The 23,809-nt window shown below is 66.9% G+C and carries 20 protein-coding genes; 13 read left to right on the forward strand and 7 right to left on the reverse strand.

All coding sequences use genetic code 11. The features are described from left to right. Positions 1-18: 18 nt before the first annotated feature. Positions 19-969 carry an ACP S-malonyltransferase gene (fabD, locus tag D103_RS0101095; protein WP_018875486.1) on the reverse strand — a complete coding sequence of 317 codons (951 nt, stop codon included), beginning with the start codon at positions 967-969 and terminating at the stop codon, positions 19-21. Between the two features lie 210 nt (positions 970-1,179). On the opposite strand from fabD, the gene infA reads away from it, so the two are divergent. Next, a complete protein-coding gene (infA, locus tag D103_RS0101100) occupies positions 1,180-1,398 on the forward strand; it encodes a translation initiation factor IF-1 (RefSeq protein ID WP_012982660.1) in 219 nt (72 codons plus the stop codon). A 90-nt stretch (positions 1,399-1,488) separates the two neighbouring features. On the opposite strand, the gene clpA is transcribed toward infA, so the two are convergent. From clpA to icd, 3 genes are all read right to left on the reverse strand, one after another. Further along, positions 1,489-3,759, reverse strand: coding sequence for an ATP-dependent Clp protease ATP-binding subunit ClpA (clpA, locus tag D103_RS0101105; protein WP_018866329.1), 2,271 nt, complete (start codon positions 3,757-3,759; stop codon positions 1,489-1,491). Positions 3,760-3,764: 5 nt separating this feature from the next. Then, a complete protein-coding gene (gene clpS, locus D103_RS0101110; RefSeq protein ID WP_026280219.1) occupies positions 3,765-4,091 on the reverse strand; it encodes an ATP-dependent Clp protease adapter ClpS in 327 nt (108 codons plus the stop codon). 111 nt (positions 4,092-4,202) lie between these two features. Beyond that, complete coding sequence (gene icd / locus D103_RS0101115) at positions 4,203-5,459, reverse strand: NADP-dependent isocitrate dehydrogenase (RefSeq protein ID WP_018875487.1); 1,257 nt, start codon at positions 5,457-5,459, stop codon at positions 4,203-4,205. Positions 5,460-5,614: 155 nt separating this feature from the next. On the opposite strand from icd, the gene D103_RS0101120 reads away from it, so the two are divergent. The 7 genes from D103_RS0101120 (at position 5,615) to D103_RS0101150 (ending at position 13,892) form a co-directional block, all read left to right on the forward strand. Beyond that, positions 5,615-6,076: an NUDIX domain-containing protein gene (locus tag D103_RS0101120; protein WP_026280220.1), complete on the forward strand. Its 462-nt coding sequence runs from the start codon at positions 5,615-5,617 to the stop codon at positions 6,074-6,076. Beyond that, a complete protein-coding gene (mnmA, locus tag D103_RS0101125) occupies positions 6,073-7,200 on the forward strand; it encodes a tRNA 2-thiouridine(34) synthase MnmA (protein WP_018875489.1) in 1,128 nt (375 codons plus the stop codon). The genes D103_RS0101120 and mnmA overlap by 4 nt, the downstream gene beginning before the upstream one ends. A 78-nt stretch (positions 7,201-7,278) precedes the next feature. Continuing rightward, the gene (hflD, locus tag D103_RS0101130) at positions 7,279-7,908 is read left to right on the forward strand and encodes a high frequency lysogenization protein HflD (protein ID WP_018866334.1); all 630 of its coding nucleotides are present in this window, start codon (positions 7,279-7,281) and stop codon (positions 7,906-7,908) included. 16 nt (positions 7,909-7,924) lie between these two features. Further along, positions 7,925-10,678 (forward strand): aconitate hydratase AcnA, encoded by a 2,754-nt coding sequence (gene acnA / locus D103_RS0101135; protein WP_018875490.1) that lies wholly within the window; start codon positions 7,925-7,927, stop codon positions 10,676-10,678. A gap of 66 nt (positions 10,679-10,744) precedes the next feature. Next, positions 10,745-11,074 carry a hypothetical protein gene (locus tag D103_RS0101140; RefSeq protein WP_018875491.1) on the forward strand — a complete coding sequence of 110 codons (330 nt, stop codon included), beginning with the start codon at positions 10,745-10,747 and terminating at the stop codon, positions 11,072-11,074. Then, positions 11,074-11,913, forward strand: a complete 840-nt coding sequence (locus D103_RS0101145) for an HDOD domain-containing protein (RefSeq protein WP_018875492.1) — start codon at positions 11,074-11,076, stop codon at positions 11,911-11,913. Before D103_RS0101140 ends, D103_RS0101145 begins: the two co-directional genes overlap by 1 nt. Positions 11,914-11,942: 29 nt before the next feature. Next, positions 11,943-13,892: a bifunctional diguanylate cyclase/phosphodiesterase gene (locus D103_RS0101150; RefSeq protein WP_018875493.1), complete on the forward strand. Its 1,950-nt coding sequence runs from the start codon at positions 11,943-11,945 to the stop codon at positions 13,890-13,892. 30 nt (positions 13,893-13,922) lie between these two features. On the opposite strand, the gene D103_RS0101155 is transcribed toward D103_RS0101150, so the two are convergent. Further along, positions 13,923-15,302, reverse strand: coding sequence for a lyase family protein (locus D103_RS0101155; RefSeq protein ID WP_026280221.1), 1,380 nt, complete (start codon positions 15,300-15,302; stop codon positions 13,923-13,925). A gap of 118 nt (positions 15,303-15,420) precedes the next feature. On the opposite strand from D103_RS0101155, the gene purB reads away from it, so the two are divergent. After that, positions 15,421-16,788, forward strand: a complete 1,368-nt coding sequence (gene purB / locus D103_RS0101160; RefSeq protein ID WP_018875495.1) for an adenylosuccinate lyase — start codon at positions 15,421-15,423, stop codon at positions 16,786-16,788. 11 nt (positions 16,789-16,799) lie between these two features. After that, positions 16,800-17,972, forward strand: coding sequence for a cupin domain-containing protein (locus tag D103_RS0101165; RefSeq protein WP_018875496.1), 1,173 nt, complete (start codon positions 16,800-16,802; stop codon positions 17,970-17,972). A gap of 21 nt (positions 17,973-17,993) precedes the next feature. Here the strand turns inward: D103_RS0101165 and dusA are convergent, their stop codons facing one another. Next, positions 17,994-18,983, reverse strand: coding sequence for a tRNA dihydrouridine(20/20a) synthase DusA (gene dusA / locus D103_RS0101170; protein WP_018875497.1), 990 nt, complete (start codon positions 18,981-18,983; stop codon positions 17,994-17,996). Between the two features lie 56 nt (positions 18,984-19,039). On the opposite strand from dusA, the gene D103_RS0101175 reads away from it, so the two are divergent. After that, complete coding sequence (locus D103_RS0101175) at positions 19,040-20,467, forward strand: Glu/Leu/Phe/Val dehydrogenase (protein WP_026280222.1); 1,428 nt, start codon at positions 19,040-19,042, stop codon at positions 20,465-20,467. 56 nt (positions 20,468-20,523) lie between these two features. Here the strand turns inward: D103_RS0101175 and D103_RS0101180 are convergent, their stop codons facing one another. Next, complete coding sequence (locus D103_RS0101180; protein ID WP_018875499.1) at positions 20,524-21,909, reverse strand: M17 family metallopeptidase; 1,386 nt, start codon at positions 21,907-21,909, stop codon at positions 20,524-20,526. 118 nt (positions 21,910-22,027) lie between these two features. Here D103_RS0101180 and D103_RS0101185 point away from each other — a divergent pair, with 118 nt between their 5' ends. Then, positions 22,028-23,005 carry an ABC transporter ATP-binding protein gene (locus D103_RS0101185; protein WP_018875500.1) on the forward strand — a complete coding sequence of 326 codons (978 nt, stop codon included), beginning with the start codon at positions 22,028-22,030 and terminating at the stop codon, positions 23,003-23,005. Further along, positions 23,002-23,784 carry an ABC transporter permease gene (locus D103_RS0101190; RefSeq protein WP_018866346.1) on the forward strand — a complete coding sequence of 261 codons (783 nt, stop codon included), beginning with the start codon at positions 23,002-23,004 and terminating at the stop codon, positions 23,782-23,784. The genes D103_RS0101185 and D103_RS0101190 overlap by 4 nt, the downstream gene beginning before the upstream one ends. The last annotated feature ends 25 nt before the right edge of the window (positions 23,785-23,809 follow it).

Consider the following 23,809-nt stretch of genomic DNA (forward strand, 5'->3'; position numbering starts at 1 on the left):
GCGGCGGCGCGAGCGCGCTCAGGATGCGTCCGACCCCAGGCGTTCCAGGGTGGCGTTCAGCGTGTCGCGATCGGCGACATCGAACAATTCCAGATCGCGGTCGATGCGCTTGGCCAGTCCGGTCAGCACGCGCCCGGGCCCGCACTCGACCTGCACCGCCACGCCCTGCTCGCGCAGACCGCGAATGGTCTCGACCCAGCGCACGGGCCGGTACAGCTGCGCGGCCAGGTTGTCCTTGATGGTCTCCGCCGAATCCGCCGGCGCGGCCGTCACATTCTGCCAGACCGGGATACTCGGCGAGCTGAAGCTGGTGCTGTCCAGCGCGGCCTGCAGTCGCTCGGCCGCCGGCTGCATCAGGGCGCAGTGCGAGGGAACCGAGACCGGAAGCTTCAGGGCGCGCTTGGCGCCGGCGTCCTTCGCCGCCCCCACCGCACGGTCCACCGCCGCGGCATTACCCGCGATGACCACCTGGCCCGGGGCGTTCAGATTGACCGCCTCCAGCACCTCGCCACCCGCATGCTCGCTGCAAAGGGCCTGCACCGCGGCATCGTCGAGCCCGAGGATCGCGGCCATCGCGCCCTCGCCTTCCGGGACCGCCGCCTGCATCGCCCGGGCGCGTTCCGCGACCAGCCGTACCGCATCGGGGAAGCGCAGCACGCCCGCGGCCACCAGGGCGCTGTACTCGCCGAGACTGTGACCGGCGACCGCCTGCGGGCGCGCGGTGGTCTGCTCGCTCAGCAGTCGCCAGGCGGCAACCCCCGCGGCCAGCATCACCGGCTGGGTCCATTCGGTCTGGTTCAGCTGCTCGACCGGGCCGTGCTGGCACAGGCTCCAGAGATCGGCGTCGAGGCAGTCCGACGCCTCCTGAAAGGTGTCACGGACAATGGCATGGTCGTCGCCCAGATCGGCCAGAATGCCGGTGGACTGGGACCCCTGGCCGGGAAAAACGGCTGCCCAAGAAGTTGTCATTCGCAATGGTCTCGCGCGTGAAAGCGCGCGTAGTGTAGGCGGTCAGGGAAATGGCGGCAAACGCGGCGGCCGACTCGCTCCGCACGTACACCGAGGTCGTCGCCCCGTCCATCCACGCCGTGGACCGGCCCTGCGAGGCGCGCCATGACTTGTGTTCCGCTGGTGCATCCGGATAATGTCGCCACCTTGATTCAATACGAGAGGAACTGTATGGCGAAGGAAGACGAAATCGAGCTGGAGGGTACCGTCGTCGAGACGCTCCCGAACACCACCTTCCGGGTGGAGCTCGAAAATGGGCACACGATCACGGCGCACATCTCCGGCAAGATGCGCAAGCATTACATCCGGATCCTGCGCGGCGACAAGGTGATCGTGCAGATGACGCCCTATGACCTGACCAAGGGTCGCATCGTCTACCGCAACAAGTAAGTTCGCCTCTCCAACGAAGAAGCCCCGGCAGGACCGGGGCTTCTTCATTTGCGGGCCCTTGCGCGGGCCCGGTTATGCCAGCACGCCGCATCAGGACGACACGGCCGTCTCCTGGATATCCAGCTCCAGCCCGGACTCGCCCAGTCGGACCACCACCTCGCCGCCGTGCGCCAGACGGCCGAACAGCAGCTCGTCGGCCAGCGGCTTCTTGATGTGCTCCTGCAGGGTGCGGGCCATCGGTCGCGCACCCATCTTGACGTCGTAGCCATGCTCGGCCAGCCAGGCCCGGGCGTCCGGCTCCACCGTCAGGTGGACCTTCTTCTCGTCGAGCTGGGCCTGCAGCTGGGTCAGGAACTTGTCGACCACATTGAGGATGGTCGCCTCGTCCAGCGGCCCGAACTGGATGGTCGCATCCAGCCGGTTGCGGAACTCCGGCGTAAAGGTCCGCTTGATCGCCTCCATCGCATCGCTGGAGTGGTCCTGCTGGGTAAAGCCCACCGACGGGCGGCTGGCCTGCTCGGCACCAGCGTTGGTGGTCATCACCAGGATCACATTGCGGAAATCCACCTCGCGTCCATTGGCATCCGTCAGCGTGCCGTGGTCCATGACCTGCAGCAGCACATTGAAGACGTCCGGGTGCGCCTTCTCGATCTCGTCCAGCAACAGCACGGAATGCGGATGCTTCAGGATGGCGTCAGTGAGCAGCCCGCCCTCGTCATACCCCACATAGCCGGGCGGTGCCCCGATCAGGCGGGAGACCGTGTGGCGCTCCATGTACTCGGACATGTCGAACCGCGCCAGGTGGATTCCCATCTGCTGCGCCAGCTGACGGGTGACTTCGGTCTTGCCGACCCCCGTCGGCCCGGCAAACAGGAACGAGCCGATCGGCTTGTCCATATCGCCCAGACCGGAGCGTGCCATCTTGATCGCCGTCGCCAGGGTGCCGATCGCCTCGTCCTGGCCAAACACGGTCATCTTCAGGTTGCGATCGAGGTTGCGCAGGGTCTCCTTGTCGGAGCTGGAAACCGACTTCGGCGGGATGCGCGCGATCTTCGCCACGATACTCTCGATATCCTGCACACCGATGGTCTTCTTGCGCTGGCTGGCCGGCTGGAGCTGCCGGCTGGCCCCGGCCTCGTCGATCAGGTCGATCGCCTTGTCCGGCAAGAAGCGGTCGGTGATATACCGGTCGGCCAGCTCCGCCGCCGCCCGCAGCGCCGGCTTGGTAAACCGTACGTTGTGGTGCAGCTCGAAACGGGATTTCAGACCGCGCAGGATCTGCTCGGTCTCGTCGACCGTCGGCTCGGGCACCTCGATCTTCTGGAAACGCCGCGCCAGGGCGCGATCCTTCTCGAAGATGCCACGGTATTCCTGGTAGGTCGTGGAACCGATGCACTTCAGCTCGCCCGAGGCGAGCATCGGCTTGATCAGGTTGGAGGCGTCCATCACCCCGCCGGAGGCCGCGCCGGCCCCGATGATGGTGTGGATCTCGTCGATGAACAGCACCGCACCCGGCTCCTTCTTGAGCTGGGCCAGAACGCCCTTCAGGCGCTTCTCGAAGTCGCCGCGGTATTTGGTCCCGGCGACCAGCGCCCCCAGGTCCAGGGCATAGACGGTCGCGGATTCGATCGCCTCGGGCACCTGCTCGTCGACGATCCGGCGCGCCAGACCCTCGGCAATGGCGGTCTTGCCGACCCCGGCCTCGCCGACCAGCAGCGGGTTGTTCTTCCGCCGGCGGCAGAGGATCTGGATGGTGCGTTCGATCTCGTGATCGCGCCCGATCAGCGGGTCGATCTCGTCCTTGCGCGCCTTGTCGTTGAGGTTGGTGGCGTAGAGCTGCAGCGCGTTGGTCTTTTCCTCGCGCTCGCCCTCCACCGGCTCGGCCTGGGACTCGTTCGGGTTCGGCTGCGCCCCGAGTTCGTCCTCGCCCACCTTGGAGATCCCGTGCGAGATGAAGTTGACGACATCCAGGCGCGAGATATTCTGCTGCCCCAGCACGTACAGCGCCTGGCTGTCCTGTTCGCCGAACAGGGCCACCAGGACGTTGGCGCCGGAGACTTCCTTGCGCCCGCTGGACTGCACGTGGAACACGGCCCGCTGCAGCACGCGCTGGAAGCCCAGCGTCGGCTGCGTCTCGCGCGAATCGTTCGGCGGGATACGCGGAGTATTTTCGTCAATGTAGGCCTCAAGCTCGTCGCGGATGCGATCGAGATCGCCCCCGCAAGCCCGCAGCACTGTGGCCGCGCTGGGATTCTGCGCCAGCGCCATCAGCAGATGCTCAACGGTCACGAATTCGTGACGTTTTTCGCGGGCCTCCTTGAAGACCATGTTCAGGCTGAATTCGAGTTCCTTGTCGAGCATGGGAGTCAGGCCTCCTCCATCGAGCAAAGCAGTGGGTGCTGATGACTGCGGGCGTAATCGTTCACCTGCGCCACCTTGGTCTCGGCCACATCCCGGGTAAAGATGCCGCATACTCCCTTGCCGCGCGTATGCACGTGCAGCATCACCCGGGTGGCCTTTTCGCGATCCATGCTGAAGAAGGTCTCCAGTACCTCGATCACGAACTCCATGGGCGTGAAATCGTCGTTGAGCAGGACCACCTTGTACTGTTGCGGCGGCTGTAGCTCCGGCCTCGATTCTTCGACCGTTACCGAGTCGTCTCGATCGGGGTTTTGGGGCTTGTCATCACTCATCGGTCGAACTCGCGCCTTCAGCGGTTACTCGTTTGGGTCGTCTCCATCCTCGAATGGTTCCGGGCCGAGGCCAAGTGCCCTTACGGACACTCCGACCACCGACCCGTCCCGTCACATGTGCTTGATCATCGCCTCACCGAAGGCCGAGCAGGCGATCGGCTCGACGTTTTCCATCAGCCGGGCGAAGTCGTAGGTCACCTCGCCGGCGCTGATCGCGCCGCCCATGCCCTTCACGACCCGATCCGCCGCCTCGGGCCAGCCCAGATGCCGCAGCATCATTTCGGCAGACAGAATCAGCGAGCCGGGGTTCACCTTGTCCTGGCCGGCGTACTTCGGCGCCGTGCCGTGGGTGGCCTCGAACATCGCGGTGGTGTCGGACAGGTTCGCACCCGGGGCGATGCCGATGCCACCCACCTGCGCGGCCAGCGCATCCGAGATGTAGTCACCGTTCAGGTTCAGCGTGGCGATCACCGAGTAGTCCTCCGGGCGCAGCAGGATCTGCTGCAGGAAGGCATCCGCGATCACGTCCTTGATCACGATGTCGCGGCCGGTCTTCGGGTTCTTGAAGGTCTGCCACGGGCCGCCGTCCAGGTCCTTCGCACCGAACTCCTCGCGCGCCAGCTCGTAGCCCCAGGCCTTGAAGGAGCCCTCGGTGAATTTCATGATGTTGCCCTTGTGCACCAGCGTCACCGACGGGCGGTCGTTGTCGATCGCGTACTCGATGGCCTTGCGCACCAGGCGCTTGGTGCCTTCGCTGGAGACCGGCTTCACGCCGATGCCGGCGGTATCAGGGAAGCGGATCTGGGTCACGCCCATCTCGCCCTGCAGGAAGTCGATGACCTTCTTCGCCTCCGGCGTGCCGGACTCGAATTCGATGCCGGCGTAGATGTCCTCCGAGTTCTCCCGGAAGATCACCATATCGGTCTTCTCCGGCGCCTTCAGCGGGCTCGGGGTGCCGTCGTAGTAGCGCACCGGACGCAGGCAGACAAACAGATCCAGCTTCTGGCGCAGCGCCACGTTCAGGGAGCGGAAGCCGCCACCGACCGGCGTGGTCAGCGGGCCCTTGATGGACACGCGGTAATCCTTCACCGCCTCCAGGGTCTCGTCCGGAAGGCCCGAATCATCGTCGTAGACCCTGGTTGCCTTCTCGCCGGCATAGACCTCCATCCACTCGATCGCCTTCTTCCCGCCGTAGGCCTTCTCCACGGCCGCATCGGTCACCCGGCGCATCACCGGGGTGATATCGACCCCGATGCCGTCACCCTCGATATAGGGGATCACCGGATGATCCGGCACCTGCAGCTTCCCCTGCTCGTCGACGGTGATGCGTTCGCCCTTCTCCGGGACCTGAATGTGCTGATAGGCCATGCCAACTCCTTGTACGGAAATCGAGATCAATGGATCGGTCAATCGGATATGCCTCGATTATACATGCCCAACCGCCATCTCCGGGGGCCCGGAGCGAGTGAAATCGACGTTCCGTCATGGTCGTGTGCGCCTGTGCCTGCGTTATCATCCGCCGCATGACCGAACGCCTCCCCTGTCACATCACCGTGGCCGCCGTGATCGAGCGCGAAGGCCGGTTCCTGTTTGTCGAGGAGACCGACGGCGGGCGCCGGGTCCTGAACCAGCCGGCCGGGCACCTGGATGCCCGCGAAGACCTAATCGAGGCGGTCGTGCGCGAGGTCCGCGAGGAGACCTCCCTCGCGTTCACCCCCGAGGCCACCCTCGGCTGCGACCTCCTGGAACTGGCCAGCGGCGCCGTCATCCTGCGCACCAGCTTCTGTGGCTCGACCACGCCCCTGCCTTCGCCCGGCCCGCGAGACCCGGCGATCCATGCCCTGCACTGGCTGACACCCGAGGCGGCCGAACGCGACTGGCCCCTGCGCAGCCCCCTGGTGATGCGCAGCATCCATCGCTACCAGGCTGGCCCGCGCCTCCCGCTCGCGGCGGTCGGCGGGCTGGTTCGGGCGGTCGCGCCATGAGCGGCGGCGAGCGCGTCATCATCGGCCTCTCCGGGGGCGTCGACTCCGCCGTCGCCGCCAGCCGCCTGCTGGAGGCCGGCTATCGCGTCGAAGGCCTGTTCATGAAGAACTGGGAGGATGACGACGACGCCGAATACTGCGCCGCCGAGGCCGACTACGCGATGGCCCGCGAGGTCGCGGATTGTCTCGAGATCCCCCTGCACAAGGCGAACTTCGCCGAGGACTACCGCCAGCGGGTGTTCGCCCAGTTCCTCCACGAATACGAGGCTGGGCGCACCCCCAACCCGGACATCCTCTGCAACCGCGAGATCAAGTTCCGTTCCTTCCTCGACCACGCGCGCGAGCTGGGCGCCCGCTGGATCGCCACCGGTCACTACGCGCGAGTCCGCCATCATGCGGACTTCAGCGAGCTGTGCATGGCGGCCGACGCCAACAAGGACCAGACCTACTTTCTGCATACCCTGACTCAGGAGCAGTTGCGCCCGGCCCTGTTCCCGCTCGGGGATATCCCGAAGGACCAGGTTCGGGTGCGGGCCCGCGAACTGGGTCTGCCGAACCACGCCCGCAAGGACTCCACGGGGATCTGCTTTATTGGCGAGCGGCGCTTCCGCGACTTTCTCGCGCAGTACCTGAACGCCGCCGAGGGCGAGATGCGCACCCCGGAGGGTCAGGTCGTCGGCCGCCACCAGGGCCTGATGTTCTACACCCTCGGCCAGCGCCAGGGTCTCGGCATTGGCGGGGTCGACGGTTTCGCCGAGGCCCCGTGGTATGTGGTCGACAAGGATCTCGAGCACAACGCCCTGGTCGTCGCCCAGGAGCCGCAGCATCCGCGACTGATGAGCCCGACGCTTGTCACCGAGCCGGTCCACTGGATCCACGACGTGCCCGCCCCGGGCGAGCCGCTCCGGGCCCGACTGCGCCACCGCCAGCCCCTGCAGGACTGCCGCATCGAGGCGCTTGCGCCGACGGGCGCCACAGTGGTGTTCGACAGCCCGCAGCGCGCCGCCACCCCCGGGCAGTCCATCGCCTTCTACCGCGGTGATGTCTGCCTGGGCGGCGCGGTGATCGCGACCCGGACCACGCTGGACCACCACGCAGGCGCCATTCAATCCGCGTCTCCCTGAGTGAGTCCGCCGGGTCACTTCCGGTATAGTGAGCCCTGCCTGGCGCCCCGCCCCCGACCCACCAAGGAATGAACTGGCTTGGACCGCTCCGATCACAACCGCACGCTGGCGCTTGCCGCCCTCTTCCAGTGCGCCAGCCTGGTCAAGGATCTGGCCTGGCGCGGCAGCTGCGACGAATACGAGTTCGAGGTCCTGATCGGCAGCCTGTTTGCCTTCGATGCCGAGACACCGGAGGCGGTCTACCGCGAAGCCGTCAGCCTGAAGAGCGGCCTGGAACGCATCGAGAGCCAGCTGCAAAACGGCAGCAAGCCGCCGGACATGGAGATCACCCGCTACGCGATCGGCTTGATCTTCCTCGAGCGCAAGCTGCAAAAACGCGACGATATGCTGCAGACGCTGACCGACGGTCTGCAGGGCGCGCAACGCCAGATCGACTACTTTCACATCACCCACGAGAGCGTGATCGCGCGGCTCGCCGAGATCTACAAGGAGACCATCTCCGAACTCGGCCCGCGCATCATCGTGCAGGGGGAACAGAACAACCTCTCCAACCCGGAGACCGCCGCGCGCATTCGTGCGTTGCTGCTGGCCGGAATCCGGGCCGCGGTCCTCTGGCGCCAGGCCGGCGGATCGCGCTGGAAACTGCTTTTTGGCCGCAAGCGGCTGATTCGCGAAGCGAACCACATCCTCAATCGACTCAATACCTGAACGCGGAAGACGCATCATGAGCCACGCCGACCCGAAGAACACCCAGACCCTGTCCGCTGGCGGCCTCGACTGCCGTTACGTGCCGATCACCGACGACGCCCGCGCGAAGGATCTCCCCTTTGCCCTCAAGGTGCTGCTGGAAAACCTGCTGCGCTTCGAGGACGAGCGCACCGTCCGGCGTGCCGACATCGAGGCCCTGCTGGACTGGGACCCGAAGGCCGAGCCGGCCCAGGAGATCGCCTTCCGACCGGCCCGCGTGCTGTTGCAGGACTTCACCGGCGTGCCGGCGGTGGTCGATCTCGCCGCGATGCGCGACGCGATGGAGACCCTCGGCGGCGACCCGAAGAAGATCACCCCGCTGCAGCCGGCGGAGCTGGTGATCGACCACTCGGTCCAGGTGGATGCCCACGGCAACGCCAACGCGATGAACCTGAACGCGGAGCTGGAATACTCCCGCAACCGCGAGCGCTACAGCTTCCTCAAGTGGGGCCAGCAGGCCTTTGATACCTTCAAGGTGGTGCCACCGGACACCGGCATCGTCCACCAGGTGAACCTCGAATACCTGGCCCGTACGGTGTTCGTGGACGACCAGGCCGAGGGGGGCTGCATGGCCTACCCGGATACCCTGGTCGGTACCGATTCCCACACCACCATGATTAACGGCCTCGGCGTACTCGGCTGGGGCGTGGGCGGCATCGAGGCCGAGGCCGCGATGCTCGGCCAGCCGATCTCCATGCTGATCCCGCAGGTGGTGGGCTTCCGCCTGACCGGCAAGCTGGCCGAGGGCGCCACCGCGACCGACCTGGTGCTGGTGATCGTCGAGATGCTGCGCAAGAAGGGCGTGGTCGGGAAGTTCGTCGAGTTCTTTGGCGACGGCCTCGCCGATCTGCCCCTCGCCGACCGCGCGACCATTGCCAACATGGCACCGGAATACGGCGCCACCTGCGGCATCTTCCCGATCGACGACGAGACCCTGAACTACCTGCGCCTGACCGGGCGTGACGCCGGCCATATCGAATTCATCGAGGCCTATGCCAAGGCCCAGGGGCTGTGGCGTGACGACAGCGCCCCGATCGCCCGCTACAGCGACATGCTGGAGCTGGACCTGTCCACGGTCGAACCCAGCCTCGCCGGGCCCAAGCGCCCGCAGGACCGCATCCCGCTGAGCCAGGCCGGCGCCACCATCAGCCGCCATCTGGACACCATGCTGAAGGAGCGCGAGAGCGGCGCCGACGAACCGGCCGAGGCCGAGCGCTTCGCGGCCGAGGGCGGGCATACCGCCGTGGGCGTGGAACACCAGGCGGAGGAACCCCATCACACCGCCATCGAGATGGACGGCGAGACCTTCACGCTGGATCACGGCGACATCGTGATCGCGGCGATCACCTCCTGCACCAACACCTCCAACCCGTCGGTGATGCTGGGTGCCGGCCTGGTCGCGCGCAAGGCGCGCGAGGCGGGGCTGCAGGTCAAGCCCTGGGTGAAGACCTCGCTGGCCCCCGGCTCGCGCGTGGTCACCGACTACCTGGAGAAGTCCGGCCTGCTGACCGATCTGGAGGCCCTTGGCTTTCACGTGGTCGGCTATGGCTGCACCACCTGCATCGGCAACTCGGGCCCGCTGCCCGAGCCGATCTCCGAGGCCATCATCAAGGACGACCTGATCGTCAGCTCGGTGCTCTCCGGCAACCGCAACTTCGAGGGGCGCATCCATTCCGAGGTGCAGATGAACTTCCTCGCCTCGCCGCCCCTGGTGGTCGCCTACGCCCTGGCCGGGCGCAGCAATATCGACCTGTACAACGATCCCATCGGCGAGAACGCCGAGGGCGCGCCGGTCTACCTGAAGGACATCTGGCCGACCACCGACGAGGTGCGCGAGGCCGTCGCCAGCCACGTCGGCGCCGGCAGCTTTACCAGTGCCTACGGGGATCTCTACTCCGGCGAGGAGCGCTGGCGCAACCTGGAGGCCCCCAAGGGCGAGCGTTTCGAGTGGCAGGAGGACTCCACCTACGTCCGCAATCCGCCCTACTTCAAGGGCATGGGCATGACCCCGATGCCCTGGCACGACATCCAGGGTGCGCGCGTGCTGGCCCTGCTGGGCGACTCGGTCACCACCGACCACATCTCCCCGGCCGGATCGATCGCCAAGGACAGCCCCGCCGGGAAGTACCTGGAATCCAAGGGCGTAAAGCCCGCGGACTTCAATTCCTATGGCTCGCGGCGCGGCAACCACGAGGTGATGATGCGCGGCACCTTCGCCAACGTGCGCTTGCGCAACCTGCTGGCCCCGGGCACCCAGGGCGGCGTCACACAGCACCTGCCGGATGGCGAGCAGATGTCCATCTACGACGCCGCCATGCGCTACCAGGAAGAGGACACCCCGCTGATCGTGATCGCCGGTCAGGAATACGGGACCGGCTCCTCGCGCGACTGGGCCGCCAAGGGGACCCTGCTGCTGGGGGTCAAGGCGGTGATCGTCGAGAGCTTCGAGCGCATCCACCGCTCCAACCTGGTGGGCATGGGTGTCCTCCCGCTGCAGTTCCTGCCCGGCGAGAACGCGGCCAGCCACGGACTGACGGGGCGCGAGACCTACAGCATCACCGGCGTGGAGAACGGCGAGGCCCGCGAGGCGACGGTGACCGCGGTGGACGACGACGGTCAGCGCACCACCTTCACCGTGCGTGTACGCCTGGATACCCCGCAGGAGGTGGACTACTTCCGCCACGGCGGCATCCTGCCCTACGTGTTGCGCCAGCTCGCGGGTTCCGCATAAGGTTTCGGCATGGGAAGGCGGATCTCCACGGAGGCAATCCAATCCGGTCAGACACTGGCGACCGCCGTGCATGACCGCTCCGGCCGTCTCCTGATCCCCGCCGGCATGGTGCTGCAGGACAAGCAGATCCGCGTGCTGCTGTCCTGGGGCATCAGCACGGTCGAGGTGGTCGAGGACGAGCAGGCAGCGGCCAATGACGGGCAGGACGAGCCTGTGGAGCTCCCGCCCGAAACCCGGCCCACGCCGGAGATGGAGGAACAGGCCGATACCATCCTGTCCGAGCGCTTCCGCCACTGTGACGTGAACGCCCACCCCATGGACGGGTTCCACCAGCTCGCCCGCGAGCAGTTGCTGGATGAGCTAATGCGCCGCGGGCACCGGTCCCGAGGTGCATGATGACCGTCGCCGAGTTCCTCGAGCAGGACGACTCGCTGTGCAGCTTTTCCGGCAGTTACAACACGATCTTCACCCGTCTTAGCGATCCCACGGCCAACGTCGCCGGGATCACCGAGGCAGTGGAGCTGGACCCGACCATCGCCGCGAAGACGCTGCGCATGGCGAACTCCTCGCTGTACGGCTTTCCCGAGCCCATCGACACCCTGCACCGCGCGGTCTCCATCATCGGCCTGCAGCAGATGCGCCAGATCGTGCTGTCGACAATCGTCATTGAGCATTTCCGTGGATTGCCGGTCATCGGCGTCGACATGGAGTCGTTCTGGCGCCACAGCATCGCGGTCGGCGTGCTCAGTCGCTCCATCGCACGGTTCCGCCGCGAGGCCAACATCGAACGGCTGTACCTCTACGGCATCATGCACGATCTGGGGCGGCTGCTGCTGTTCCTGCGCCTGGGCACCCGCACCGAGGAGCTGATCAACATCCGCGAACGCGAGCAGTGCCTGCTGTTCGAGGCCGAACGCGAGCTGCTCGGCTTCGATCATGCCGCCATCGGCTCCGCCCTGCTGGAGGAATGGGGCATGGCCCCGGCCCAGGTGGAGGCCACGCGCTACCACCATGCCCCGGAGGAGGCACGCGCCTTCCCGGTGGAAACCGCGATCGTGCACGTCGCCGACAGCATCGCGAATTCGCTGCGCCTGGGATCGTCCGGCGAGCGCTTCGTGCCCCCGGTGAGCCCCGAGACCTTCGACCGGATCGGCCTGGAGATGCCGGTCTACGAAGACATCATCGGCCACGCCCGCAAGCATCTGGACCAGATGCAGGCGATCCTCCTCGACTGAGCCCGTATGCAGGCAAAGGACGCTGTTGCATGAGCCCATCGTATCGCACGCCCGAGGAGGTGAATGCCCTCCATGAGCGCATCCGTTTCCTCGAGGAGGCCCTGGAGGCCAACGCCTACGCGATGGACGTGCTCGCCTCGACCACGGCGATCTTTGGCGACACCGACCGCAACCGCAGCCCCGAGCTGATCATCCAGAACAGCATCGAGTCCATTCGTCGGCTTCTGCCGGCACAGGACATGGCGGTCTACGTGCTGGACAACGACTGCTCCTTCAATCTCGCCTACCAGGAGCGCCCGGAGGAGCTGGAGCCGGACCTCGCGGACACCGTGGAACAGCTGATCCGCGACGGGCAGTTCTCCTGGGCGCTGCATCAGAATCACCCGGTCTGCCTCCCCTCGCCGGTCGACGGCGAGAGCGTCATGCTCCACGTGATCTCCACGCGCACCCGGATTCGGGGGATGTTCGTCGCCCGCTTCCGCCAGTCGGAGCTGCAGCGGTACGAGATGATCCTGTCGACCCTGACCATGGTGCTCTTCAATACCGCCTATGCCCTCGAGAGCGCCGACCTGTTCCAGATGATGGATCGGCGCCAGAAGGCCCTGCAGCGGATCACCGAGCGCCAGTCGCGCGAACTGCTGCACCACATGTCGCACGACTCGCTGACCAACCTGCCCAATCGCATGCTGTTCAGCGACCGCCTGTCACAGGCCATGGAGCGCCATGCCGGCGCCGCCGGTCACGTGGCATTGATCCTGCTGGACCTCGACAATTTCAAGCGCACCAATGACTCCCTCGGCCATCGCGCCGGCGACGAGCTGATCCGCAAGGTCGCGCAGGACCTCTCCGAACTGCTGGACCATGCGCGCGAGCGTTCCGGCCGCCACCTGCGCACCACCCTGTCGCGCCTGGGCGGCGACGAGTTCGGCATCCTCGTCGAGGACAGCCAGGGGCTGGAGGGTATCGTCCGCCTGGTCACCGACGTCGTCCGCAAGACGGCAACCGAGCGCCAGATCTTCGATCAGCCGGTGGTCAGCAGCGTGTCCTGCGGTATCGCGGTGTACCCCTACGACGGCGAGGACGCGGACACCCTGCTGGGCAACGCGGATGCCGCGATGTACGAGGCCAAGCAGCGTGGGCGCAACGGGTTCCGGTTCTATACCCAGGACCTCAACGCCCGCACCTTCCGTCACTTCGAGCTGGAGAACGAACTGGGCCAGGCCATTGCCAACGAGCAGCTGGTGCTGCACTACCAGCCCAAGGTGGAGCTCGCGACCGGCCGCGTCATCGGAGCCGAGGCCCTGATCCGCTGGCAGCACCCGAAGCTGGGCCTGCTGCCGCCCGGTCACTTCATCGAACTGGCCGAGGACATGACCCTGATCGAGGAGATCGGGGAATGGGTGCTGCGCCAGGTCTGCCGCGACCTGCAATCCCTGCGCGCGGCGGAGGACGAGCTCCCGCGGGTGGCGATCAATGTCTCCGCCCGCCAGCTGCGCCAGCCGGATCTGGCCGGCGGCTTCCATCGCATCATCCGCGAGGCCGGCATCCCCACCCGCTGCATCGAGCTGGAGCTGACCGAGACCAGCATCATGGATGACCCCAAGGGTGCCGCGCGCGTCTTCCAGCGCCTGCGCCAGGTTGGCATGTCCCTGGCCGTCGACGACTTCGGCACCGGCCACGCCTCGCTGATGCAGCTCAAGCAGTTGCCGGCCGACACCCTGAAGATCGACCGTTCCTTCGTGAAGGATCTCGACCACGGCGAGGAGCATGCGCAGATCGTGCGCGCGATCGTGCTGATGGCCCGCACCCTGGGGCTCGACGTGATCGCCGAAGGCGTGGAGACCGAGCGCCAGGCGCAGATCCTGCAGGACCTCGACTGCCACACGGCCCAGGGCTACTTCTACTCGCACCCCGTCCCGTTTGCCGACTTCCGCGAGCTGCTCCGTCCAGAGGTGGCGCTACCGCTCGCGACCGCCTGACCCCTCGTCCTCCTGCGCCCCGCGACGCTTCTATTCTGACGGGCCGGTCAGGTTCGCGGGGTCCAGCAGGGCCTGCAGGCGCTCGCGCGGGATGTCGGTGTGTTCCGCCGCCACCTCGACGATCGGCCGTCCGGTCGCGTAGGCCTCCTTGGCGATACGCGCACCGGCCTCGTAGCCAATCTCCGCGTTCAGCGCCGTCACCAGGATGGGGTTGCGGTCCAGGGCGGCGCGCACGACCGCCTCGTTCACGGTGAACCCCGCGATGGCGCGGTCCGCCAGATGCCCGGCCGCACGCGCCAGCAGGCCCGTCTGATTCAGCAGATTGTCGGCGATCATCGGCAATCCCACGTTCAACTGGAAATTGCCGCCCTGCCCGGCGGCCGCGATCGCCGCATCCAGACCGATCACCTGCTGCGCGGCCATGATGACGCCCTCCGGGATCACCGGATTCACCTTGCCCGGCATGATCGAGCTGCCCGGTTGCAGGGCCGGCAGCGCGATCTCGCCCAGCCCCGCCAGCGGACCGGAGTTCATCCAGCGCAGGTCGTTGGCGATCTTGATCAGGCTGGTGGCCGTGGTGCGCAGCTGCCCCGACAGTTCCACCGCCGTGTCCTGGCTGGCGAGCCCCGCGAACCCGTTGGATTCGCGCTCGAAGGCAATGCCGGTGCGTTCCGCCAGGCGCTGTGCCACACGCTCGCCGAACGCAGCCGGGGCATTGATCCCCGTACCCACCGCGGTGCCACCGATCGCCAGCCGGTTTACCCGGTCGCGGGTCGCGCGCAGGCGTTCGACATCCAGCTCCAGCTGCGTGCGCCAGCCAGACAACTCCTGGCTCATGCGCACCGGCATCGCGTCCATCAGGTGGGTGCGCCCGGTCTTCACGATCGCGGTCAGTTCGCCCTCGCGCCGCGCGATGGTGGCGATCAGGTGACGCAGCGTCGGGATCAGTTCCTGTTCCAGCTGGGTCGATGCCGCCACGTGCAACGCGGTCGGGATCACGTCGTTCGAGCTCTGGGAACGGTTCACGTGGTCATTGGGGTGGATCGGCAGGGCCTCGCTGGAGGCCAGGCGCGCGATCACCTCGTTCATGTTCATGTTGGTACTGGTGCCCGATCCGGTCTGGTAGACATCCACCGGGAAGGCATCCGCATGTTCGCCACTGGCGATGGTCTCGGCGGCCGCGACAATGACCCCGGCCACCTCCGCCGGCAGCTGCTCCAGCGCCTGATTGGCTTCGGCACAGGCCGCCTTGGTTTGCGCCAGGGCACGAATGAAGGCCGCCGGGAGGGGGCGTCCGGCGATCTGGAAGTTGTCTACCGCACGCTGGGTCTGGGCGCCCCACAGGGCCTGCTCCGGGACCGCCACCGGTCCGAGACTGTCCTGTTCCTGACGCATTGCGGGCTTCGACATGCCGTTCTCCTGGTTGGGTCCGCGCCGGTAACCGGGGTCTCCCCGGCGCGATGCTGTATTGCAACTGAACGCCTTAGTATACTGCGCCGCCTGACTCGAACCCGACCCCGGAATGCCCATGTCCCCGAGCCCCCTGACTGCGATCAGCCCTGTCGACGGCCGCTACGCGCGCCATACCCGCGACCTGGCGCCCTACTTCTCCGAACAGGGCCTGATGCAGGCCCGCGTGCGCGTGGAGATCGCCTGGCTCAAGGCCCTGGCCGCCGAGCCGGCTATCCCCGAGGTGCCGGCCTTGACCGACGCGGCGGGTGCCTTCCTCGATGAGATCGCCTTCGGCTTCGACGAGGTCGCAGGCGCCCGGGTGAAGGAGATCGAGGCGACCACCAACCACGACGTGAAGGCGATCGAGTACTACATCAAGGAACAGATGGCGGACCGCACCGACCTGCAGAGCCAGATCGAGTTCGTGCACTTCGCCTGCACCTCCGAGGACATCAACAACCTCGCCTACGGCGTGATGGTTCGCGAGGCCCGCGACCAGGTGATGCTGCCGGCCCTGGACAGTGTGCTCGCCCCCCTGCGCACGCTTGCCGAACGCTTCGCCGAACAACCGATGCTCGCGCGCACCCACGGCCAGCCGGCCTCCCCCACCACCATGGGCAAGGAACTGGCCAACGTGGTCGCGCGTCTGGAGCGCCAGCGCGACGAGATCGCCGCCGTCGCCTGCCGCGGCAAGATCAACGGCGCGGTCGGCAACTTCAATGCCCACAGCGTGGCCTACCCGGAGGTCGACTGGCCGGCCCTGTCGCGGCGAATGATCGAGGGCCTGGGGCTGGAACCGAATACCCACACCACCCAGATCGAGCCGCATGACTTCCTCGCCGAGCTGTTCCATGCCTTCATGCGAGCGAACACCATCCTGCTGGATGCGGCGCGCGACATCTGGGGCTATATCTCGCTGGGCTACTTCAAGCAGAAGGTCGTGGCCGGCGAAGTCGGCTCCTCGACCATGCCGCACAAGGTCAACCCGATCGACTTCGAGAACGCCGAGGGCAACCTGGGCCTGGCCAATGCCCTGTTCGATCACCTCGCGGGCAAGCTTCCGGTGTCGCGCTTCCAGCGCGATCTGACCGACTCGACCGTGCTGCGCAACATCGGCCTGGCGTTCGCCTGGTCGCTGATCGCCTACAAGGCCTTCGATCGCGGCCTCGGGAAGCTGGAGATCGAGCCCGGCCGCCTGGCGGAAGACCTGGACCAGAACTGGGAGGTCCTGGGCGAGGCGGTCCAGACGGTGATGCGCCGCTACGGCATCGAGTCGCCCTACGAGAAGCTCAAGGAACTGACCCGCGGGCAGCGCATTACGCCCGAAGCCCTGGCGGCCTTCATCGACGGTCTCGAGATCCCGGAAGAGGCCCGTGCGCGCCTGCGCGAGCTGACGCCGGGCACCTATACCGGCATCGCCGAGAAACTCGCGCGCGACCTCTGATCCCGCACGGCATGGCGGCCCCGGATCCGAACCAACCGCTGGTCCTGCTTGGCGGGCTCACGACCGCCGAGTTTCTGCGCGACTACTGGCAGCAACGCCCGCTGCTCGTGCGCAATGCGGTCCCGGGTTTCGAGAATCCCATCGAGCCCGACGATCTTGCCGGCCTGGCGACCGATCCGGATGCCGCCAGCCGCATCGTCCGCGGGCATGTCGACCGCCAGGACTGGGACGTGGAGTACGGCCCCTTCGACGCCGAGCACCTGGGGCAGCTGCCCGCGCGCGACTGGACCCTGCTGATCACCGACGTGGAACGCTTCTGGCCCGGCGGGTCGGACTTCCTCGCCCGTTTCGACTTCATCCCGCGCTGGCGCCGGGACGACCTGATGATCTCCTATGCCCCGCCCGGGGGCTCCGTCGGACCGCATGTGGATCAATACGACGTGTTCCTGTTCCAGGCCGCGGGACGCCGCCGCTGGCAGATCCAGGACCCACCGGGATCACTGGATTGCCACGACGACCTACCGCTCGCCATCCTGCGCGAATTCCACCCGAGCGAGACCTGGGAGCTGGGCCCCGGCGACCTGCTCTATCTGCCGCCCGGTCTGCCGCATTACGGCCTGTCGCTGGATGCGCAGTGCATGACCTGGTCGGTCGGTTTTCGCGCCCCGACCATCCTCGACGTCCTGACCGGCTTTCTCGAGGAGCGCGCCAACGTGATCGGCGACCAGGCGCGTTTCGAGGATCCGGGGCGTCACCCGGCTGCCTGCCCCGCCGAACTCCCCGCCGCGGATCGCAGGGAACTGCGCGAGGCCCTGCGCGCGCTGCTCGCCGCGGAGGACCAGGACCTGGACGCCTATCTCGGCCGGTTCCTGACCCGCCCCGCCGGGAACATCGAGCTCGCTCCGGAAGACCCCGGGATCGCAGCCCGTGCCGGGGTTGCGGAACGCTTTGTCCTCCACCCCGGTATCCGCCGCGCGTGGTTCCAGGGCCCCGACGGCCCGGTCCTGTGCGTCGGTGGCAATGACTATCCCGCACAGCACGTCGCGCCTGAGGTCCTGGAGACGTTCTGCCGCGCGGAGACGCTCAGCGTCGCCGAATGGGAGGAGGCGATCCCCGCGATCCGCCAGATCCTGGCGGACGGGCTCGAGGCGGGCTGGATCGCCCCGGAGACGCCCGCCGAGTAGCCGCCTGTACGGTGTGAGGCGTCAGGCCGCCCGGGGCAGACAAGCCCGGGCGGCGCGCTCGATCAGCTCCGGGCCGGCGCCGGGTTGATGGGCCCCCTCGGTCAGGACACGCCGCCACTGCCGGGCCCCGGGCTCCCCGTGGAACAGCCCCAGAATGTGCCGGGTCAGGCGTGCCAGCGGCACGCCGCCTCGCCGCATCCCCTCGGCCAGCTCCAGGAGCCCCTCCAGCACCCCCTCGCGTGTCGGATCCTGGTCCGCACCGAAATACAGCCGGTCCACCACGGACAGGCTCCAGGGCTCGTGGTAGGCCTTGCGTCCGAACATCACGCCATCCACCTGCTGCAGATGGGCCCGGGCACCCGATACATCATCGAGCCCGCCGTTCAGCACGATGGTCAGCTGGGGAAACTCCGCCTTCAGGCGGTACACGCGGGCATAGTCCAGCGGCGGGACATCGCGGTTGTCCTTGGGGCTCAACCCCTGCAGCCAGGCCTTGCGCGCGTGCACCACGAACACCCGGCAGCCGGCCGCGGCGACCTGTTCCACGAAGGCATGCAGGTCGGCCTCGGAGTCCTGGTCGTCGATGCCGATGCGGTGCTTGACGGTTACCGGGACCTCCACCGCGTCGCGCATCGCCGCCACACAGTCGGCCACCAGCCCCGGATCCGCCATCAGGCAGGCGCCGAACGCGCCGGACTGGACGCGGTCGGAGGGACAACCCACATTCAGGTTAATCTCGTCGAAGCCGCGATCGGCCGCGATGCGTGCCGCCTGCGCCAGCGTGGCCGGGTCCGACCCGCCCAGCTGCAACGCGATCGGGTGTTCCTCCGCGGCAAAGCCGAGCAGGCGGTCGCGATCGCCATGGATCACCGCGTTGGCATGCACCATCTCGGTATACAACAATGCCCGCCGGGTCAGCAGCCGATGGAACCGGCGACACCAGGTGTCCGTCCAGTCCATCATCGGTGCAACCGAGAACCGCGGGTCGGGAAAGTGGCCCGCGTCACCCATACGCGAAGCCCCCGTGCCGCGCAGGCCGCCTCGCAAAGCCATAAAGGATTGCCGTCATGTCGGAAAGCGAAGTCCCTGAAACCTTTCTTGATAGTGTCTCACACATGGTCGACCGGGCCATGGCCTACCTCGAACTCCCCGAGGGGGCGCGCGAGGCCCTGAAGTCCTGCGACTCGGTGATTCAGGTCAGCTTTCCGATCCGCTTTCGCGACCGCATCGAAGTATTCAAGGGCTGGCGCGCGGTGCACTCCGCGCATCGCCTGCCATCCAAGGGCGGTCTGCGCTTCTCCCCGACCATGGATCAGCAGCACGCCGAGGCCCTGGCGGCCCTGATGACCTACAAATGCGCCATCGTGGACATCCCCTTCGGGGGCTCCAAGGGCGGGCTTCGGATCGATCCGCAGAAATACGACGAGTGGGAGATGGAGCGCATCACCCGACGCTTCGCCCACGAACTGATCCAGCGTGACTACATCAGCCCCGCGCAAAACGTGCCGGCCCCCGATGTGGGGACCTCCCAGCGCGAGATGGCCTGGATCATGGAGACCTACCGCGAACGGCATCCGGAAGATCTCGATCACGCCGCCTCGGTGACCGGAAAGCCCGTGGAGCTGGGGGGCATCGTCGGGCGTCTCGAGGCCACCGGACGCGGTGTGCAGTACGCGCTACAGGCGTTCTTTCGCGAGGGCTCGGCCGCCCGCGAGGCCGGGTTCGAAGGTGGCCTGGGCGAACAGCGAATCATCATTCAGGGCTTCGGCAACGTCGGCTACTATGCCGCGCGCTTCCTGCAGCAGGACGATCACGCGAAGATCGTCGGCGTCATCAAGAGCGATGGCGGCGTGTACTCCGAAGACGGTATCGACGTCGAGGCGCTGCACGACTACGTCCGCCGCAGCGGCACCATGGAGGGCTTTGCCGGCGTCGAGTTCGAGCGCGACGGCAACCGCATCCTGGAACGCGAATGCGACATCCTGATCCCGGCGGCGCTGGAAGGCGCGATCCATCGCGGCAACGCCGACCGCATCCAGGCCCGGCTGATCGCCGAGGCCGCCAACGGGCCCTGCACCTGGGAGGCCGACCAGGCACTGCGGGCCCGCGGGATCACGATCCTGCCGGACGTCTACGTCAATGCCGGTGGTGTCGTCGTGTCCTACTTCGAATGGGTGCGCAACCTGTCGCACATGCGCTTCGGGCGCCTGGAGCGGCGCTACGACCAGTCCCAGGGCCAGCACATCGTGACGGCCATCGAGATGATGACTAACGAGAGCATCCCGGAATGGATTCGCGACGCGGTGGTTCGCGGTGCCGAGGAGATCGATCTGGTTCGTTCCGGCCTCGAGGACACCATGCGCGAGGCGTTCCGCGAGATGCACGAGGTCCGCGAGGTGGAAAGCAACGGCGAGGTACTCGACTACCGCACCGCCGCCTATCTGATCGCCCTGCGCAAGATCATCCGCGCCCGCAGCGACCTCAAGCTCATCTGACCCACACGCTCCGCGAACGCAGGGGATCCGGGGAATTCCCTCCCCTGCCCATGCCCCTAACCCGCCGGCCCGTACCGCGACTCCAGCGCCGCGAACAGGGCACGCAGGCCCATCGCCTCGCCGCCCTTGGGCCGGCCCGGCCGAGCCCGATCGTTGAAGGCCATGATGTCGAAGTGCAGCCAGGTCGTGTCCTCGGGGACGAATTCCTTCAGGAAGAGCCCCGCAGTGATCGCACCGGCGTAACCGCTGCTGGAACTGTTCACGATGTCGGCCACGTCGCTGTCCAGCATGTAGCGATACGGGGTATGCAGGGGCAACTGGCACACCGGATCGTCCCATTCCCGAGCCGGCTCGACCAGCGCCCGGGCCCAGCCTTCGTCCTCGGTGAAACAGGCGCTGATCTCGGTCCCCACGGCCACGCGCGCGGCACCGGTCAGCGTGGCGAAATCCACCAGCAGGTCGGGGTGGAACGATCCCGCCCGATCCAGCAGGTCGGCCAGCACCAGCCGCCCCTCGGCATCGGTGTTGTCGATCTCGATGCGCTTGCCGTTGCGCGCGGTCAGGACATCGCCCGGGCGGAACGCCCCGGCACCAATGGCATTCTCGACCGCGCCGATCAGCACGGTCATGCGCACAGGCAACGCCTGCGCCATGATCAGGCGGGCCAGACCCAGCGCGATGGCCGCCCCGCCCATGTCCTTTTTCATCTGACGCATGGAATTCCCGGGCTTCAGGTTCAGCCCGCCCGAATCGAAGCACACGCCCTTGCCCACCAGCACCAGCGACGGGGCATCCGGCGGCCCCCAGGTCAGCTCGATCACCCGCGCGCCGTGGTCACTGGCCGCACCCACCGCGTGGATGCAGGGGAAGTCCTGTTCCAGCTTGTCGCTGTCACTCACGACATGCAGGCTGCAACCGAAGGCCTCAGCCAGATCCCGGGCCTGCAGGGCCAGGTTGGCCGGCATCATGTCGGCGGCGGGGGTGTTGATCAGGTCGCGGGTCAGGCCGATCGATTCGACAAAGGCCTGAACCCGGGCCGGGTCGGCGTCTTCCGGCCAGACCAGCCGTGGCGTGCGTTCCTGCGGTTCGCGGTAGCGGTCAAAGCGGTAGCGCCCCAGGCCCCAGCCGATGGCGGCGAGGTTCTGGACGTCGGCGTTGAGAAAGTCCGTCTCCAGACGATAGTCGCCGCTGCCCAGTGTCTCCGCCGCCGCGGCCAGCATCCAGATCGGCGTCTCGGCGTCGAACCCGGCCAGAACTGCCGCCAGCCCGCCGTCCGCGTCGGGAATACGCAGGATCGCGCCCGGCTCCGCCTCGAAGCCGGAGGCCTCGACCCACTTGCGCCAGCTCTCCGGCGCGGCCTCCAGGCGGACCGGGAGTGACTCGCGGCTGACCGGGATCAGCGGGACAGCGGTTTCGGACGACGCAACAAAGACAGAATCCACGCGGCTTTCCTCGAAATTGATCCAAAACGGCCATAATACGCATCTTGTCGATCCCCCGGGATCGTACCCACTCAGCCGGTGCACGGTTCCGTGTGCCGGGGCCCTACAGGATGTGACGATGACGCCAGCGCTGGAGATTCGCGGGCTCAAGAAGACCTACAAGAACGGATTCGAGGCCCTCAAGGGGATCGACCTCGAGGTGGCGCCCGGCAGCTTCTTTGCCCTGCTGGGCCCCAACGGGGCCGGCAAGTCCACCACCATCGGGATCATCACCTCGCTAATCAACAAGACCGCGGGCACGGTCAAGGTCTTCGGTCACGACCTGGACACCGACCTGCAGGCGGTCAAGCGCTCCATCGGGCTGGTCCCGCAGGAGTTCAACTTCAACAACTTCGAGCCGATCGGCGAGATCGTCGTCAACCAGGCGGGCTACTACGGCATCCCCCGGCGCGAGGCCTGGGAGCGCTGCGAGCACTACCTGAACGAGCTGGGCCTGTGGGAAAAGCGCAAGGACATGGCGCGTACGCTGTCCGGGGGCATGAAGCGCCGGCTGATGATTGCGCGCGCCCTCGTGCACGAACCGCGGCTGCTGATCCTGGACGAACCCACCGCCGGCGTCGATATCGAACTGCGCCGCTCCATGTGGGACTTCCTGACCCGTATCAACACCGACGGACGCAGCATCATCCTGACCACGCACTATCTCGAGGAGGCGGAGACGCTGTGCCGCAACATCGCGATCATCGATGACGGCGGCATCATCGAGAACACCACGATGAAGCAGCTCCTCGCCAAGCTCGAGACGGAGACCATGGTCCTGGATCTCAGCGAACCACCGCCGGGCCTCCCCGAGGATGCGCCGGTGGCCCTGCGCCAGGTCGACGAGCTCACGCTGGAGGCCGACATCCGCCGCGGCCAGCACCTGAACGATCTGTTCCGGGTCCTGGATCAGGCCGGAATCCGCGTTCAGAGCATGCGCAACAAGGCCAACCGCCTGGAGGAACTGTTCATCCGCATGACCCGCAACGGCCAGAGCCCCAGTCACCTCACGCCGGGTGCCAGCGGCGCCAGCGAGCAGCCGGAGAACCAGGCATGAGCAGCACCCACCTGCGTCACTACTGGACCGCCTTCCGCACCATCGTCACCAAGGAGGTGCTGCGCTTCGCCCGCATCTGGGTGCAGACGGTGCTGCCGCCGGTGATCACCACGGCCCTGTACTTCATCATCTTCGGTGGCCTGATCGGCGAGCGAATCGGCGAGATGGAAGGCTACCGCTACATGGACTTCATCGTGCCCGGCCTGATCATGCTGGCCGTGATCACCAACAGCTATTCCAATGTGGTTTCGTCCTTCTTCGGTTCCAAGTTCCAGCGCCATATCGAGGAGTTGCTGGTCTCGCCGATCCCCAACAGCGTGATCATCCTCGGCTTCGTCTTCGGCGGCGTGGCCCGCGGCCTGGCGGTGGGAGTGGCCGTCCTGCTGGTGTCGCTGTTCTTCAGTCCGCTCAGCGTGCACAACGCCCCGGTCATGCTGGTCATCGTGCTGATGACGTCGATCCTGTTCGCCCTTGCCGGGCTGATCAATGGTGTCTTCGCCCGTACCTTCGACGATATCGCGATCGTCCCGACCTTCGTGCTCACGCCGCTGACGTACCTGGGCGGGGTGTTCTACTCGATCAGCCTGCTGCCGGAGTTCTGGCAGGGCGTGTCGATGCTCAACCCCATCCTGTACATGGTGGACGCCTTCCGCTACGGCAGTCTCGGCCACAGCGACTTCCCCGTGGCCATGTCCTTCGCCATCATCGCGGGCTTCATCGCCGTCCTTTACTCCGTGGCACTGATCCTGCTCAATCGCGGCGTCGGAATCCGATCCTGACGCCCAGCCCCGGCGAAACCGCCGG

Source organism: Thioalkalivibrio sp. ALE31 (assembly GCF_000377405.1).
GTDB lineage: Bacteria > Pseudomonadota > Gammaproteobacteria > Ectothiorhodospirales > Ectothiorhodospiraceae > Thioalkalivibrio.